The organism is Cyanobium sp. A1C-AMD (assembly GCF_024346495.1).
GTDB classification, from domain to species: domain Bacteria; phylum Cyanobacteriota; class Cyanobacteriia; order PCC-6307; family Cyanobiaceae; genus Cyanobium_A; species Cyanobium_A usitatum.
Window position 1 is genome coordinate 56,037 of the sequence record NZ_JAGQDB010000002.1, and the last position, 14,860, is coordinate 70,896.

Consider the following 14,860-nt stretch of genomic DNA (forward strand, 5'->3'; position numbering starts at 1 on the left):
AGTTGTGAGCACCCGCACCCGCCTGTGGATGATCGCCGGCCTGGCTGTGCTGGCCTTGATCGCCGTTGGCGCCTTGCTGCAGGGGGTCAGCAACCTCTACTGGCAACTGAGCTGGTATCTGCCGAGCTGGATCGTTCAGCCGGTGTTTGCCCTTGTGTTCGCTGGCTTCGTGCTCCTGCTAGTGCAACTTGCCTGGCCGTGGCTGCGGACAATTACGGGCAAGGCCAGGCCTGGAGCGGCTGCCAGCTTGCCGCCACCGGGTAACCGCCGAGAAGCAGCTGCCCAAAACCTTGCCGCCATCGATCAAACCCTCGATCGGGTGCGAGATGCGGTGGAGCGGGAAGCCCTGCGTCAAGAGCGGCAGCGCATGCAGGCCGAGCTCGAACGGGGCGATCTCGTGATTGTGCTGTTCGGTACGGGGTCGGCAGGCAAAACCTCTCTGATCCGGGCCCTGCTGCAGGAGCTGGTGGGCAAGGTGGGAGCTGCCATGGGATCCACCAGCGAAACCCAGCGCTATCGCCTGCGGCTGCGCAGCCTCCAGCGAGCCGTGGTTTTAGTTGACACGCCCGGCATCCTCGAAGCAGGTGCTGCTGGCCTGGAGAGGGAGCGACTCGCCCGCGACCAGGCAAGCAAGGCGGACCTGCTCCTACTTGTGGTGGACGGCGACCTGCGCGCCGCCGAGCTTGAGGTTTTTGAGGCCCTGGCTGGTCTGGGAAAGCGGCTGATGCTGGTGCTCAACAAGTGCGATCTGCGCGGCGAGCAGGAGGAGGGGCGCTTGCTGCAGCTACTGCGCCAACGCAGCCGCGACCACATTGCGGCCGAAGACGTGATCCCTGCAAGCGCGGCACCCCAGAGCGTGCCTATGCCAGGGGGGCGTCCTTTACAGCCAGCTGCCGAGGTCGATGCCCTACTACGCCGCATTGCGGCCGTGCTCCACGCCGATGGGGAAGAACTAATTGCCGACAACCTGCTGTTGCAGTGCCGGCGGCTCAGTGAGGCGAGCCGCTCCCTGCTGACCAGTCAGCGCCGCAGCGACTGCGAGGTAATCGTTGATCGCTACATGTGGATAGGAGCCGGGGTGCTTGCCGTCACACCCCTACCTGGTCTGGACCTGCTCGGTGCCGCAGCTGTAAACGCCCAGATGGTGGTGGAGATCGCCCGTATTTATGGCATCAGCATGAGTCGCCAGAGTGCCCAGGATCTGGCCCTTTCCGTTGGACGCACCATGGCTGGCCTCGGGCTGGTGAAGGGGGGCGTCAGCTTGCTTAGTGCGGCCCTAAGCCTGAACGTACCTGCTCTGGTTATGAGCCGTGCCATTCAGGCGGTCAGCGCTGCCTGGCTCACCCGGGTTGCGGGGCTGAGCTTCATCACCTACTTCGAGCGAGACCAAGACTGGGGCGACGGCGGTGTGCAGGAGGTTGTGCAGCAGCAGTACGACCTCAGCCGACGCGACGGGGCCATGAGTCGCTTCCTTAAAGCCGCCTTCAGCCGGGTGGTGCAGCCGCTGCAGGCAAAGCAGCGGAGTTTGCCGCCAAGGCCTGGGTCCGACTGATCGGCAGCTCGCCCATGGCCTCCGGTGGTGGTGGCTGCAGTGGCCCCCGGCTATCAAGCACCACGATCATGGCCAAATAAAGAATGCCGATTAATACCGAAATAGCGCCAGTCACGATCGCGACCCAGCGGCCGCGGCCTGAGGTCGTCACAGCAGGGGGGTCACTAGGGGGTTCACTCACAGGGGGAAGGGGTATCAGGATTGATCGTCGAGGCTGGCATGCACAACCCTGGCGAGGTTTTCGAGGTGGGCAGGCTTGGTGTGGGGGTTACCAAGCACGGCCTTGAGATGGTGGCGCCCGGCGTAGTGAGGGCGCGAAAGCATCAGCTGCTCCTGGAGCAGTCGCTGGCGAGTGCGATCGCTCCAGGCCTGGCTGCCGGCGGCATCAAGTTGCTGGGGGGTGAAGGCCAGCAGATGGAAGGAGCCACCGACCAGCTGCAGCCTCTCGTTGGGTGTCAGTAGGGCCTGAAGCTGGCGGCGACGCTGAATAGCCCCATCGAGCACCGCTTCGATGCCCACTAGGCCAAGCTGCCGCAATCCGAGCCAAAGCTTGAGAATTTCGGCAGGCCGGGTGCCCTGCAGGCCACTTTCACCGCCGTGGCTGCCGCCCCAGCTCGGCTCCATGTAGGGCAGTCCGGTGTGAAACGCCTCCGCCAGTGCCTGGGGGCGGGCCAGCAACAGCAGGGAGGACGTTTTGGTGATTCCCAGCAGTTTCTGGGGATTGACCGTGATCGAATCGGCTCCCTCTAGGCCAGCAACCCGATGGCGGTGGGCAGGCACCAGGCCAAACACGGCCCCGATAGCGCCATCCACATGCAGCCACAGGCCCCGCCGCTGGCAAATCCCAGCTATCGCACTGAGGGGGTCGACTGCCCCCCGAACGGTGGTGCCAGCGGTTGCAACTACCGCGATCACTGGCAGCCCAGCCCGCTCGAGTTGATCAAGCTCCACATCCAGAGCGGTTGGATCTAGTCGGCCCTGGCTATCTACTGGCACCGGCCGCAGGGCCTCAGGCGGTAAGCCCATCACCGCCAGTGCTTTAGCGAGGGAGACATGGGCATCAATGCTTGCCACCACCACCGCCCGGCCGTCTATGGCTAGACGCCGCTGGCGTCTAGCCGCCACCAGAGCCATCAAGTTGGAAAGGGTGCCGCCGCTGGCGGCCACACCGCCACTACCCGCAGGCAGGCCTAGCTGCTCAGCCAGCCAGGCCGTGAGGCTGCGCTCAAGGCGGCTCAAGCTGGGGGACAACTCCTCAGCCAACATGTTGTTGTTAAGGCCGGCGCAGATCAAATCTGCAGCCACCGAGGCCGGCAGAGGCGGTGGGTCGAGATGGGCAAGGGCACCGGGGTGGTTGGGATTGAAGGCCCCATCCATCACCAGCTGCAGATCGGCGAGCAGCATCTCCGGAGCCAAACCGTGATCTTCCGGCTCCACCGGTGGCAAAACGCTCAAGCCTGGCAGTGGCGAGCGTTCGGCAGCGCTACCAAGCCACACACAGAGCTGCCGTGAAGCCTGCTCTAAAAAGTCCTGCAGCCTGGGGTCTAGCTGCTCCGGACTGGCGAAGGGCAGGGGCTGGCTGGCCCGCGGGGCAGGGGGGGCGCTAGCCAACGAAAACCGATCGGATCAAGCCATTCTCACCTGTGGAGGTGGGCTACAAGTGGGTTTGTGCTGCGGGCAGCAAGCAGTGGATCGTTCCCAACTAATGGGCCCACCAGGGCCCCAGCTGCAACGCCAGTGGATGCAACTGCTGCTGCGCCACGCAGAACGGGCCGGAAACCAGGGCGAAATTCCCGTCGCCGCTGTGGTGCTCGATGAAGGCGGACGCTGTATCGGCTGGGGTAGCAATCGGCGCGAACAGCACAGCGATCCCCTTGGCCACGCCGAACTGGTGGCCCTTGGTCAGGCGGCCCGCTTGCGCGGCGACTGGCGATTTAATGGCTGCACTTTGCTGGTGAGCCTGGAACCTTGCCCCATGTGTGCCGGTGCCTTGGTGCAAGCTCGCATGGGAACGGTAATTTTCGGCGCTACGGATCCGAAAAGGGGCGCCCTCGGCAGTTGCCTTGACTTAGCCAGTAACGCCAGTGCCCATCACCACATGACGGTGATCGGAGGGGTTTTGGGCGAACAGGCCAGCGGTCTGCTGGCGAGCTGGTTTAAGCGGCGACGGCAGCAGGGGCAACTGCAGGCATGAAGGCCGGCAGCTCGGTTTCAAACAGGTTGAGCAGGAGGTCGACGTTTTCAGGCTGGCTGTTGTAACCCATCAGGCCGATCCGCCAAACCTTGCCCGCCAGGGCGCCCAAGCCTCCACCCACCTCAATTCCATGCTTAGTGAGCAGGTGCTGGGAGAAGGCTTTACCATCAACTCCTGCGGGGATGCGCACCGTGGTGAGGGTGGGAAGGCGCAGTGCTGCCGGGGCATGCAGCTCGAGCCCGAGGGCTTCGAGACCAGCCCATAGGAGCTCGGAATTGCTGCGGTGGCGGGCCCAGGCTGTCTCCAGTCCCTCCTCGGCAAGCAGGCGCAGGGCTTCGCGCATGCCGAAATTCATATTGACTGGCGCCGTATGGTGGTACACCCGATCGCTGCCCCAGTACTGATTCAGCAGGGTGACGTCCAAGTACCAGTTGGGGACCTTGCCGGCCCGGGCCATCATTTTTGCTTCGGCTCGCGGGCCCATGGTGAAGGGACCAAGTCCTGGAGGACAGCTGAGGCCCTTCTGGCTGCAGCTGTAGGCCAGATCTACCTTCCATTCATCGAGGTAGAGGGGCACCGCACCAAGGGAAGTGACGGTATCAAGCAAGAGCAGGCAGTCGTGCTGACGGCAGAGATCGCCGATGCCCTCCATGGGCTGGCAGATCCCGGTCGATGTTTCGGCATGGACAATGGCCAGAATTTTGGGCCGATGGGTGGCTACGGCGTTCTCGAGTTCAGCAAGGCTGAATGCTTCCCCCCAGGGCTTCTCGATCGTCACAACATTGGCCCGGTAGCGACCGGCCATGTCGGCCAGACGTAGGCCGAAATAGCCCTTGACGGCCACCAAAACGGTGTCTCCAGGCTCAATCGTGTTGGCCAGGCTGGCTTCCATGGCCGCACTGCCGGTGCCGCTCATTGGAATGGTGAGGCGGTTGTCGGTCTGCCAGGCGTAGCGGAGCAGCTCCTGCACCTCACCCATCAGCTCGACGTAGAGAGGGTCGAGGTGACCAATCGGCATTCGGGCCAGGGCCTGAAGCACGGTGGGATGGGCATTGGAGGGGCCAGGACCGAGCAGCAGACGATCTGGCGTAGCTATTGGGGCCAGCGTGCGGCGATGGGCTGAATTAACTGGTGGCAGCACGGGCAGGGGAACCAAGACCAGGATGGAGCGGGTAAATCGAGCCTAAGCAACAATTCCGGGGCCTAGCGGGCCCGCAGATTGGTGGCACCAAGACCACGGCAGAGATGGTCAAAGGGGGCCCGAACCACTGCCGCGGATGCCACACCGGCGTCGAGCAGCATCTCGCAGACCACATCAGCCATCAAGGCAATGCTGCGGACGGTGGGGCCGGTCGGCACGCCAAGACTCTTGTATGTGTCGTCAAGACCATTCAGCACCCTCTCGTTGAGGATCGATGCGTCGTCGGCGATCAGGGCATAGCTGACGTAACGCAGGAAGTAATCCATGTCCCGCAGGCAAGCCGAAAGGCGCCTTGTGGTGTAGGCGTTGCCACCGGGCAGGATCAGCTCGGGATCAGCAAGCCAGAGACGCTGCGCCGCCTCGCGCACGATGGTCGCCGCCTCTCGGTTGATCAGCTCCACCGCAGCCAGGCGCACGCTGGATTCGGAGTAATAAGCGCTGATGCGGTCGATCGCATTGCGGTCTAAGTAGCGGCCGAGCTGGTCATAACGGCCAATCAGACCAGTGATGGCATCGCGCATGGCGGAATTAAATCGACGCACCTGCATCGGAAACTAGCACTCACATTCCGCCAAATCCCAGGCCAGGGGTGGGTTCTGGGGAAGTTGACAGAAACGGTTACGCAATCCTCGCCTTCAGTTTGGTTACAACCGATACCAATTAGCTTCTGGCCGATCCGTACGGTCCGGCGACGCCGCAACCGGTCGGCACCCATCCTTCTTGTTCGTAATGGCCCAAACAGCCCAAGACGTCCTCCGTCAGATCCATGAGGAGGGAATCGAGCTGATCGACCTCAAGTTTGTCGACTTGCATGGCAAGTGGCAGCACCTGACGGTCTGCCGCGACCTGATCGACGAGGCCTCCTTTAGCGATGGCGTTGCCTTTGACGGCTCCTCGATTCGGGGCTGGAAGGCGATCAACGAATCGGACATGGCGATGGTGCCGGACCCCAACACCGCCTGGATCGATCCCTTTTACAGCCACAAAACCCTGAGCCTGATCTGCTCGATCCAGGAGCCCCGCAGTGGCAAGCCCTATGGCCGTTGCCCCCGGGCGTTGGCCCAGAAAGCCCTCAACTATCTCGGTTCCACCGGCATCGCCGATACCGCCTACTTCGGGCCGGAACCTGAATTCTTTGTCTTCGACGACGTCCGCTACAGCTCAGGCAGCGGCAGCAGCTTCTACAGCGTCGATTCAGTTGAAGCTCCTTGGAATAGCGCCCGCCTCGAGGAGGGTGGCAACCTTGCCTACAAGATTCAGTTGAAGGAGGGCTACTTCCCGGTCGCCCCCAACGACACCCTTCAAGACATGCGCACGGAGATGTTGCTCACCATGGGCAGCCTGGGCGTGCCGATCGAGAAGCAGCACCACGAGGTGGCAACAGCCCAGCATGAGCTGGGTATCAAGTTTGCCGAGCTGATCAGCGCAGCCGACAATGTGATGATCTACAAATACGTAGTGCGCAACGTTGCCCGTAAGTACGGCAAGACGGCCACCTTCATGCCTAAACCCGTGTTCGCCGATAACGGCAGCGGCATGCACGTACACCAGAGCCTCTGGAGAGGCGGCAATCCCCTGTTTTTCGGCGAAGGCACCTACGCCAACCTTTCCCAGACTGCCCGTTGGTACATCGGAGGGCTGCTGAAGCACGCTCCCAGTTTCCTTGCATTCACTAATCCCACCACCAACAGCTACAAGCGATTGGTGCCAGGCTTCGAGGCTCCGGTGAACCTGGTTTATTCCCAGGGCAATCGTTCCGCCGCGGTTCGTATTCCGCTTACGGGGCCGAGCCCCAAGGCCAAGCGCCTGGAATTCCGCTCCGGCGATGCCCTGTCCAACCCCTACCTCGGCTTCGCGGCAATGTTGATGGCAGGCATCGATGGCATCAAGAACCAAATCGACCCGGGCGATGGCACCGATGTTGATCTGTTCGAGCTCTCGCCAGAGGAATTGGCTCGCATCTCCACTGTGCCGGCCTCACTGAATGGTGCCCTTGAGGCCCTCGATGCAGACAAGGATTACCTGCTAGCTGGTGGCGTCTTCACAGAAGACTTCATTAACAACTGGATAACCCTTAAATACGAGGAAGTGCAGCAGCTACGCCAGCGGCCCCACCCCCACGAGTTCGTGATGTACTACGACGCTTGATTAGGTACCAAGCAACTACGCCTGCTGGCTAAGACGCCGGTGGGCAATAGCGCAGGTGGGCGATAGCGCTTGCCTGCATTTGCTTTTCGCGGGCCTGGCGCCTAGCCCAGGCCTGGAGCTGATGCAGGGCATCCCCGGCGGGGTTGGGATCGTGGTGCTGGGTTATCTGGGCCAGTTCGGCTCCATGGAGGCGATTGTCACGGGCGTGCAACAGGCTCCAGGTTTGAAATTCAGGATCGGCATGCTGGCTCTGCAGGCGGGCAATGGTCATGGCGCGCTCCCCTCTCTCTGGATCCAGTCTGCAGCTGTTTTGGTAGCGGTTGCTACGAAACAGCCATAGCTTCACAGCTCTTCAGCAATCGCGGTGTCAGTTCAAATTCGCTGAAATGGACTCAAGCCATCGCCTAGCCATGCCCGATCAGCTCACAAAGTTGGCCTACCAAACCATGCAGCAGGGCAGGGCGCTGCTTGGGGTCACCCATAAGGAGGTGAGCACCAGGCTTATGGGGTTGCTTGCTCCAGATGGCACACCCAAAACCGTGCCAATGCCGCCTGAGTTGCTGGGCAGCCTCAGGCAGGCCATGGATTCATTGCAAGAGCGCGACTGGCAGGAAGCAGAACAGGGCCTTTACCCCCCATCCCTGCTGTTCGATGCCCCCTGGCTTGATTGGGCGAGTCGCTATCCAATGGTGTGGCTAGATATGCCCAGCACATGGAATCGCCGCCGGGAGCGCAATGTGCGCGATTTGCCTAGCAGTGTTGATCAAGATAATTACCCCGACTATTACCTTCAAAATTTTCATCACCAGACTGACGGCTACCTAAGCGACCACTCCGCGGCGCTCTACGACCTGCAGGTAGAAATTCTATTTAATGGCACTGCCGACCCAATGCGGCGGCGGGTGCTGGCTCCCTTGCTGCGGGGTATCAAAGCCTTCGCCGATCGGCCAGCCGGCCAGGTGCGCGTGCTCGACCTTGCCACCGGCACCGGTCGCACCCTGCGTCAGATCAGGGCGGCTTTACCCAAAGCCCAGCTGGTGGGATTGGATCTTTCCAGTGCCTACCTGCGCCAGGCCAATAAATGGCTTAGTCAGCTGCCCGGTGAACTTCCCCAGCTAACCCAAGGCAACGCAGAGGCACTGCCCTTTGCCGACGCAAGCTTTCAAGCCGTCACCTGCGTTTTTCTGTTCCACGAGTTGCCGGGGGAGGCACGTCAGAACGTGATTAATCAGGCCTACCGGGTGTTGGAGCCTGGAGGGGTTGTGGTCATTGCCGACTCCGTACAACTGGCTGATTCACCCCAATTCAGTGCCGTAATGGAAAACTTTCGGCGGGTTTTCCATGAGCCCTACTACCGCGATTACATCTCAGATGACATCGGAGCTCGTCTTGCCCAGCCTGGTTTTGAGGGCATCACAGCCCAAAGCCATTTCATGACTCGGGTCTGGACGGCCCGAAAACCTCGCTAGCGCTTCAGAATCCAGGCCAGGAGCAAACCGGCGGTTGCCCATCGCAGCCCGCGCCAAAACAGCACCGCCTGGCGATAGGGGGGAGCTAGCTGCGCGGGCAGAGGATCAAGCAATCTCTGGGTTAGCTCAAGGCGCTGGCGTTGCCGCCGTTGATTCACCCCGGAGCTCTTAGCTGTCAAAGACGCCTGGGTGAGCAACCCATCCAGCAGGTGGAGTAGGCGAATTGGTTGGCGCACCGAGTGGTGGCCCAATGGTCGCGTCGGCATGGCCAGCTCCCAACGAGGCGTTACAGGCTTCAGGATGGAACCTCGAGCCTGTAGCCGTCCAGTGCAAACCCCGTTGTCCAAGCAAAAACGAAGCTGGCCAGAAGGCTCCTTAGAGCTGGCTGTCGCATTGCAGCGACATCTGGCCATAGGCGACCGGGAATGGCACGCCTTAAAGTCCCAACGTCCCCGGCGCGGCGCTGAGCAGCTTGCTGCAGCTCTGGTGCTGCTGCTTAGGGGCGATGATCCCGGGGCACCTCAAAGCTCAGACGCCCGCCGCCAGGCTATCGAGTTGGTTGAGCATGGGCTCGGCTGGCTCAAGGCTGAGTTGAGCGATCCTGGTTGCCCCAGCCACCGACCGGCACCAGCAACGAAGCTCGCTGCCGACTGACTGCCAGTTGCAACCGGTTGCCACGGTTACTCCAGCGCACGTCGTCGAAGCAGTGATGAATCAAAAACAGCCCGCGACCACCCGCAGCATCTAGCTGCTCAGGCAGGCTTGTGCTGCGAGCCGCTGGTGGAACCCCGGCTCCCTCGTCCTGCACCTGCCACACCAGCCAGTTGGGGGTTTCAATGCGGCGCACTCTCAAGCTTTTGGCTGGGTCGCAACCGTTGCCATGGCGGACCGCATTGACCAGTGCTTCTTGCAAGCCAAGCTGCACTTGACCCTGAAGCTGCAGGCAGCGAATGGGCTCAATCAACAGTTCCAACAGCGGTGCTAGCTGCAGCGTTGAAGGCGTGATGAAGTCCGACCAGCGCAGGGCCATCGGGCTGAGGTACGCAGGTGCCGTTTTGACCATACGCCGCTGCCTGCACCCTGGCTCAGGACTTGATCCGCTGTTGCAGAGCTGGGTGGTTGAGCAAGGCATCCATCAGCCGCACACCGCGCAGTTGATTGACAAGGGGCATGTGGCCCTCAGGGGCCTCAATGGACCACTGGAAGGAGCCCGGGTAGCGAGTCCAGCGGCCTGCGTCCTTCCAGGCCAACTTGGGCCAGAGCAGCTCCCAACGGCCGTTGCAACTGCGTAGCAACTTGCCCTGCACCGAGAAGCCAAAACGGCCGCGTGAAAAACAAACCCAGAGCCGATCGAGGCTGTCTAGGTCGGCGGAGGCTATCGGCGGCACCTCGCTGTAATACACGTAACCGCGACGTACGGCTTCTGGGCCGGCCAGCTCTCGCAGCAAGCTGCTGGTGATTCGATCGGCTTCCTCAAACTGCTGAGCCATCAGGGTCCGTTGCAGCGGGGCGTAGTCCAGGCCACAGGCCGACACCGTGGCTAGCCAGCCGTCGGGGTAACGGGCCAGAAACTCTTCGCGCAGCCCATCCTGTTCATCGAGCAGGAGCTGAATTAAATAACCAGCTGCCCAGTCATCTCCGGTGGCATCAACGCCGGCCAGATGGTCTGGGATTAGGGGCCGCAAGGCATGGCTCTGCTGCTGCAGGGTGGCCAGCAGGGCACGCCTTTGACGAGTATTGCCGGCTTGAAAGCGCTCAAGCAGGGCCCTAGGGCTGGTGCCGGTAGTGGCGGTGACCGGAGGTCCGGAAAGCATGGAAATGGAAGCCGAGCCTGAAGCAGTGCCAGCGTGGCCCACTATGTCAGCTGAGATCCTCAACAGTGATGTCGGGCCCTTGCCCTCCCCAAGGTGTGAACGCATTCCTGGCGGCCAAGGGGCCGATCGTGGACGTGCGCAGCCCTGGGGAGTTTGAACAGGGTCACGTGCCCGGAGCGGTCAACCTGCCTCTGTTTAGCAACGAGGAGCGCGCCCAAGTTGGCACTGTCTACAAGCAGCAGGGACGGCAGCTTGCCGTGCAACTGGGCCTTGAACTGGTTGGCCTGAAGTTGCCATCCCTTGCCGAGGCCCTATTGGAGCTTGCTGAAGCAGACAAGACCCTGCGCCTGCACTGCTGGCGAGGTGGCATGCGCTCAGGCAGCATGGCTTGGCTGGCCAGCACCCTCGAGCTGCCCGTTTTGCTGTTGGAAGGCGGCTACAAGGCCTACCGACGCTGGGTGTTGGAATGTTTTGAGTCCGCCTGGCCCCTACTCGTGCTCGGCGGTCGCACCGGCACGGGCAAAACCGACCTGTTGCATGCCCTTCGCCGAAGAGGGCAGGCGGTCGTTGATCTCGAGGGATTAGCCAATCACCGAGGCAGCAGTTTCGGCGGCTTGGGCCAACCCCCGCAACCGAGCACGGAGCACTACGAGAACCTACTGGCTGCAAGCCTTACGGCCAGCGCCGGCCAGGCACCGATATGGCTTGAGGCTGAAAGCGCCCAGGTCGGTCGCTGCCGTATACCCGCGGGCTTGTGGCGCCAAATGGGTGAGGCGCCGGCTGTTGAGATCCAACGTCCTATGGCGGAGCGGGTTGAGCAACTGGTTGCGGTATACGGCAATCAAGGGGAGGAGTACTTGCGCCTCGCCACCGAACGCATCGCCCGGCGGCTTGGCCCCCAGCGCACGGCAACAGCTCTGGAGGCGATCGCCGCTCATGACTGGGCTACTGCCTGCCTGCAAATGCTCGACTACTACGATCGCTGCTACGACAACGAGCTCAGCAGGCGAGCTAAAGCCCTGTTGGCCGGCTTCGATTTGGGCGGACTAGACCCCGATGCAGCTGCAGCTGAATTGCTGCAACCAGCTCCCTGGTGGGAGCAGGTCTGTGGGGAGTCAGTTAAGGCGGGCTCCTAGGATTGATTTTTGTTCCCGCTTGCCATGGGCGCCGCCATTCAGTTCTTCCGTGGGGTGGATGAGCCGGTCGTGCCCGACATCCGCCTCACCCGCTCGCGGGACGGCCGTACCGGCCAGGCCCTTTTCGTGTTCGACGAGCCCGATGCCCTTGCCCCCGAAAGCATGGGCGACATTACCGGCATGTTTCTGGTGGATGAGGAAGGCGAGCTGGTGACCCGTGAAGTGAAGGCCCGCTTCGTCAACGGCAAGGCCAGCGCCTTGGAGTGCACCTTCACCTGGAAGAGCACGGAGGATTTTGATCGCTTCATGCGCTTCGCCCAGCGCTACGCCGACAGCCACGACCTGGGCTTCTCGGGTAATAAAGATGATGATCAACCCGAGCAGGACGAGGCCTGAGACCTTGAAATTCGGCCAGTGGTTAGGCCTGTTCGCATTGGTGGCATCTCTGGTGCTGCTTTGGAGCTTGCGTCAGAGCCTGATTTACCTGTTTGCCGCCGTGGTGTTGGCTATGGCCCTTTGCACCCTGGTGGGATCTATCCGGTCCCGGCTCGGATGCTCCAGGCCGCTGGCTTTCCTGCTCAGCCTGGGCACGGTACTTCTGGTGTTGGCCGTGGCTGCCACGGTGGTGATCCCCCCTTTCGTTGACCAATTCAGCCAGTTGCTCGGCAAGTTGCCGGCAGCAGCCGAAACCCTGCTGGATCTCTTGAGAGATGGTCTATCGCAGGTATCTCAAATGATTTATGGCAGCGGGGATGGTGACCTTTCCTGGCTGCGAGATGGGCTTGTTGGTAGCGACGCTGGTGGTGTGCCAGGCCTCTCCCCCCGCCTGAGCAGCAGCTTGGGCAGCGGCGCCCTGCGCCTGCTTGGGCTTGCAGGTGGAGTTGGCACCGGCCTGCTGCAGATCCTGTTTGTAGTTGCCGTTGCTGTGATGGTGGCTGTGCAGCCAACTGCCTACCTAGATGTGGGTGTGCTGCTAGTGCCATCGTTTTACCGGCGCCGCTTCCGTCAGGTTTTGGTGCAATGCGGTGATGCCCTAAGTGCCTGGATGGTGGGGGTGTTAATCAGCTCACTTTGCGTCGGCATCTTGGCGTCTATCGGTCTGAGTTTGCTCGGGGTGAAGTTGGTGGCAGCAAACGCCCTGCTTGCAGGCCTGCTCAACATCATTCCCAACATTGGACCAACCCTAAGCACGGTTTTTCCGATGTCCGTGGCCCTACTAGATGCTCCCTGGAAAGCAGCAGCGGTGCTAGCGCTTTATGTCGCTGTTCAAAACCTGGAGAGCTATCTAATTACACCTTCGGTGATGCATCACCAGCTCAAGCTGCTGCCTGGCTTCACCCTCACGGCCCAGCTGTTGTTCACGGTTGTGTTTGGACCGCTGGGGCTGTTGCTGGCCTTGCCGTTAGCCGTTTGCCTGCAGGTGATTGTGCGCGAACTGCTGATTCACGACATCCTGGACCCATGGAAACGCCTGCGCCTGACAGGCTGACGCAATGAACGGCCGCACAGTGCTTGGAGCACTAGCCCTGGTTGTTATCGGGCTGCTCACCTGGGAATTGCGGTGGGTGCTGCTTGTGCTGTTCGGTGCCGTGGTGCTGGCTGTCGCCCTTGACGTACCGATCACCCTGCTGCGACGCCTCCTGCCTCTGAACCGCCCAGCCGCCTTAATTGTGGTGGTGGTTTCACTGGTGTTGCTAGGCGGGGTGCTGGGCCAGCTGTTGCTGCCTGAGCTGCTGGAGCAGATCAAACAATTGACCACCCTTTTGCCTGTCTTGGCTTTGCGACTGAGCAGCCTGGCCCGCCAGGTGGATTGGCTGCCTGATCTGGAGCAGCAGTTGATGGCGCTTGGTACATGGGAGCGCCTCCAGCCCCTAGGCGGCCAGCTGCTTGGTCTAGCCGGCGGCGCCGCAAACACCACTATCCAGATGCTGTTGATGGCCTTACTGGCGATTCTGCTGGCCCTGGATCCACGCAGTCATCAAAAGGTGATTGTTTCCCTAACTCCCAGCTTCTGGCGCCCCCAGATGAAACATCTGCTGGGTGAATCCCGCCAGGCTCTTGGTGGCTGGCTAGCTGGCATGACCCTTTCTGCCGTGAGCGTGTTTCTGCTCACCTGGGCCGGGCTAGCCCTGTTGGGCGTCCCGCTGGCCCTATTGAGCTCCCTGGTTTGCGGCCTGCTTACCTTCGTGCCCACGATTGGCCCCACCGCAGCAACCTTGTTGCCACTGGCGGTGGGGCTGCTGGTCTCACCAGCAAAAATGCTGCAGGTGCTAGTGCTGCGGCTCATTTTGCAAAATGCCGAAGCCTTTTTGCTTACGCCCGTGCTGCTACGGCGAACTGTGAATTTACTGCCCACCGTCGCACTCACTGCCCAGTTATGCCTGGGAGCTCTGCTTGGGCTGCCAGGAGTGCTACTTGCCTTGCCCTTAGTTGTTGTGCTGCAAGTTCTCTTTGAAGAAGTATTGGTAAAGGAAGTGATGGATCACTGGAATTGATCACCAAGAGTGATCAATTGGAATGGTCACTAGAATTATTACTATGGCCTTTGGCGGTAGTGACGCAATAGCGATGGCAATAACAACAGCACTGCGGTAGCCAGGAGATGATTGCGAACCGCTGCCGCCAAGGAAGACAAGGTGAAGTGGTCTGCCAGTAGCTGCAGTTCGACTCGCAGATCTAGAAGAGCAAGCAGAGCGAGCAAGATGGGCACAATGGAGCCCCTCAGGCTGCGGCGGCCCAGCCTTTCAACATGAGCAGGGGTCTGATTAGCGACGGGACAATACCGGTAACAAAGTGGGGGCCACGCCAATGCTGGACCAGCTGCCCACGGCAATACCGATGGCCAACGCCACGGAGAACCAGAACAAGCTGCTGCCCCCGAAGAAAATCAGACCCAGCAGGGGCAACAGGGTGGTCAAAGAGGTGTAGAGGGAGCGGGTCAAGGTTGCATCCACCGCCACATCCACCTGCTGCTGAAGCGGTAAGTGGGCCAGGCTGGTCTTCTGCTCGCGAATTCTGTCGAATACCACCACGGTGTCGGTGACCGAATAACCAGCCACAGTGATCAAGGAAACAGCAAACAGAGAATCGACCTCAATGCCCGCCACTAGGCCCAACCAGGCAAACACCCCGCAAGTGATCAACACGTCATGGGCCAGGCAAAGCAATGCAAGGAAGGCGAATAGCAAGTCGTAGCGGACGGCGATGTAGAGGGAGATAGCCGCAAAACTCACCAGCAGAGAAATCAGACTGCCCTGCAGAAGCTGAGCCCCGAGCGTTGGACCAATGGTATTTACCGATGTGCCTGCCGGGTCCAGTGGACCAATGGCGACTGAAATAGCTGCAA

Annotated in this window: 18 protein-coding genes; 9 read left to right on the forward strand and 9 right to left on the reverse strand. The window is 61.2% G+C overall.

The window, feature by feature from the left end:
- Nucleotides 1-4 precede the first annotated feature (4 nt).
- A complete protein-coding gene (locus KBY74_RS00955) occupies nt 5-1,552 on the forward strand; it encodes a DUF697 domain-containing protein (protein WP_396123052.1) in 1,548 nt (515 codons plus the stop codon).
- Here KBY74_RS00955 and KBY74_RS00960 read toward each other — a convergent pair.
- The gene (locus KBY74_RS00960) at nt 1,485-1,733 is read right to left on the reverse strand and encodes a hypothetical protein (RefSeq protein ID WP_254941089.1); all 249 of its coding nucleotides are present in this window, start codon (nt 1,731-1,733) and stop codon (nt 1,485-1,487) included. The two genes, KBY74_RS00955 and KBY74_RS00960, sit on opposite strands and share 68 nt — an antisense overlap.
- 14 nt (nt 1,734-1,747) lie before the next feature.
- Nucleotides 1,748-3,163, reverse strand: a complete 1,416-nt coding sequence (locus KBY74_RS00965; RefSeq protein WP_254941090.1) for an aminotransferase class V-fold PLP-dependent enzyme — start codon at nt 3,161-3,163, stop codon at nt 1,748-1,750.
- 94 nt (nt 3,164-3,257) lie between these two features.
- Here KBY74_RS00965 and KBY74_RS00970 point away from each other — a divergent pair, with 94 nt between their 5' ends.
- Nucleotides 3,258-3,746 (forward strand): nucleoside deaminase, encoded by a 489-nt coding sequence (locus tag KBY74_RS00970; RefSeq protein ID WP_254941091.1) that lies wholly within the window; start codon nt 3,258-3,260, stop codon nt 3,744-3,746.
- Here the strand turns inward: KBY74_RS00970 and KBY74_RS00975 are convergent.
- On the reverse strand, nt 3,709-4,902 hold the full coding sequence (locus tag KBY74_RS00975) for a pyridoxal-phosphate-dependent aminotransferase family protein (protein WP_396123053.1): 1,194 nt from the start codon (nt 4,900-4,902) through the stop codon (nt 3,709-3,711). The genes KBY74_RS00970 and KBY74_RS00975 overlap by 38 nt on opposite strands.
- A 47-nt stretch (nt 4,903-4,949) precedes the next feature.
- Nucleotides 4,950-5,468: an allophycocyanin subunit beta gene (locus KBY74_RS00980; RefSeq protein ID WP_254941092.1), complete on the reverse strand. Its 519-nt coding sequence runs from the start codon at nt 5,466-5,468 to the stop codon at nt 4,950-4,952.
- 208 nt (nt 5,469-5,676) lie between these two features.
- On the opposite strand from KBY74_RS00980, the gene glnA reads away from it, so the two are divergent.
- The gene (gene glnA / locus KBY74_RS00985; RefSeq protein WP_254941093.1) at nt 5,677-7,095 is read left to right on the forward strand and encodes a type I glutamate--ammonia ligase; all 1,419 of its coding nucleotides are present in this window, start codon (nt 5,677-5,679) and stop codon (nt 7,093-7,095) included.
- Between the two features lie 28 nt (nt 7,096-7,123).
- Here the strand turns inward: glnA and KBY74_RS00990 are convergent, their stop codons facing one another.
- Nucleotides 7,124-7,366 (reverse strand): hypothetical protein, encoded by a 243-nt coding sequence (locus KBY74_RS00990; protein WP_254941094.1) that lies wholly within the window; start codon nt 7,364-7,366, stop codon nt 7,124-7,126.
- A gap of 139 nt (nt 7,367-7,505) precedes the next feature.
- Here KBY74_RS00990 and KBY74_RS00995 point away from each other — a divergent pair, with 139 nt between their 5' ends.
- Nucleotides 7,506-8,564 (forward strand): class I SAM-dependent methyltransferase, encoded by a 1,059-nt coding sequence (locus KBY74_RS00995; protein ID WP_254941095.1) that lies wholly within the window; start codon nt 7,506-7,508, stop codon nt 8,562-8,564.
- On the opposite strand, the gene KBY74_RS01000 is transcribed toward KBY74_RS00995, so the two are convergent.
- Nucleotides 8,561-8,830: a hypothetical protein gene (locus KBY74_RS01000; RefSeq protein ID WP_254941096.1), complete on the reverse strand. Its 270-nt coding sequence runs from the start codon at nt 8,828-8,830 to the stop codon at nt 8,561-8,563. The genes KBY74_RS00995 and KBY74_RS01000 overlap by 4 nt on opposite strands.
- 34 nt (nt 8,831-8,864) lie before the next feature.
- On the opposite strand from KBY74_RS01000, the gene KBY74_RS01005 reads away from it, so the two are divergent.
- A complete protein-coding gene (locus tag KBY74_RS01005) occupies nt 8,865-9,218 on the forward strand; it encodes a DUF6439 family protein (RefSeq protein WP_254941110.1) in 354 nt (117 codons plus the stop codon).
- Here the strand turns inward: KBY74_RS01005 and KBY74_RS01010 are convergent.
- Together KBY74_RS01010 and KBY74_RS01015 are read right to left on the reverse strand one after the other, a co-directional pair.
- The gene (locus KBY74_RS01010; protein WP_254941097.1) at nt 9,145-9,594 is read right to left on the reverse strand and encodes an ATP-binding protein; all 450 of its coding nucleotides are present in this window, start codon (nt 9,592-9,594) and stop codon (nt 9,145-9,147) included. The genes KBY74_RS01005 and KBY74_RS01010 overlap by 74 nt on opposite strands.
- A gap of 55 nt (nt 9,595-9,649) precedes the next feature.
- Complete coding sequence (locus KBY74_RS01015) at nt 9,650-10,378, reverse strand: GUN4 domain-containing protein (protein WP_254941098.1); 729 nt, start codon at nt 10,376-10,378, stop codon at nt 9,650-9,652.
- Nucleotides 10,379-10,446: 68 nt separating this feature from the next.
- Between KBY74_RS01015 and mnmH the strand changes: the two genes are divergently transcribed.
- From mnmH to KBY74_RS01035, 4 genes are read left to right on the forward strand one after another with little or no spacing between them, the layout of a single operon-like run.
- Nucleotides 10,447-11,514, forward strand: a complete 1,068-nt coding sequence (gene mnmH, locus KBY74_RS01020) for a tRNA 2-selenouridine(34) synthase MnmH (RefSeq protein WP_254941099.1) — start codon at nt 10,447-10,449, stop codon at nt 11,512-11,514.
- Nucleotides 11,515-11,538: 24 nt separating this feature from the next.
- Nucleotides 11,539-11,910, forward strand: a complete 372-nt coding sequence (psb28, locus tag KBY74_RS01025; protein ID WP_106501844.1) for a photosystem II reaction center protein Psb28 — start codon at nt 11,539-11,541, stop codon at nt 11,908-11,910.
- Between the two features lie 4 nt (nt 11,911-11,914).
- On the forward strand, nt 11,915-13,003 hold the full coding sequence (locus KBY74_RS01030; protein ID WP_254941100.1) for an AI-2E family transporter: 1,089 nt from the start codon (nt 11,915-11,917) through the stop codon (nt 13,001-13,003).
- Nucleotides 13,004-13,007: 4 nt separating this feature from the next.
- Entirely contained in the window at nt 13,008-14,009 is a 1,002-nt protein-coding gene (locus KBY74_RS01035) for an AI-2E family transporter (RefSeq protein WP_254941101.1), read from the forward strand.
- A 270-nt stretch (nt 14,010-14,279) separates the two neighbouring features.
- On the opposite strand, the gene secF is transcribed toward KBY74_RS01035, so the two are convergent.
- Nucleotides 14,280-14,860 (reverse strand): protein translocase subunit SecF (secF, locus tag KBY74_RS01045; RefSeq protein WP_254941102.1); only part of this gene is annotated, 581 nt, incomplete at its 5' end.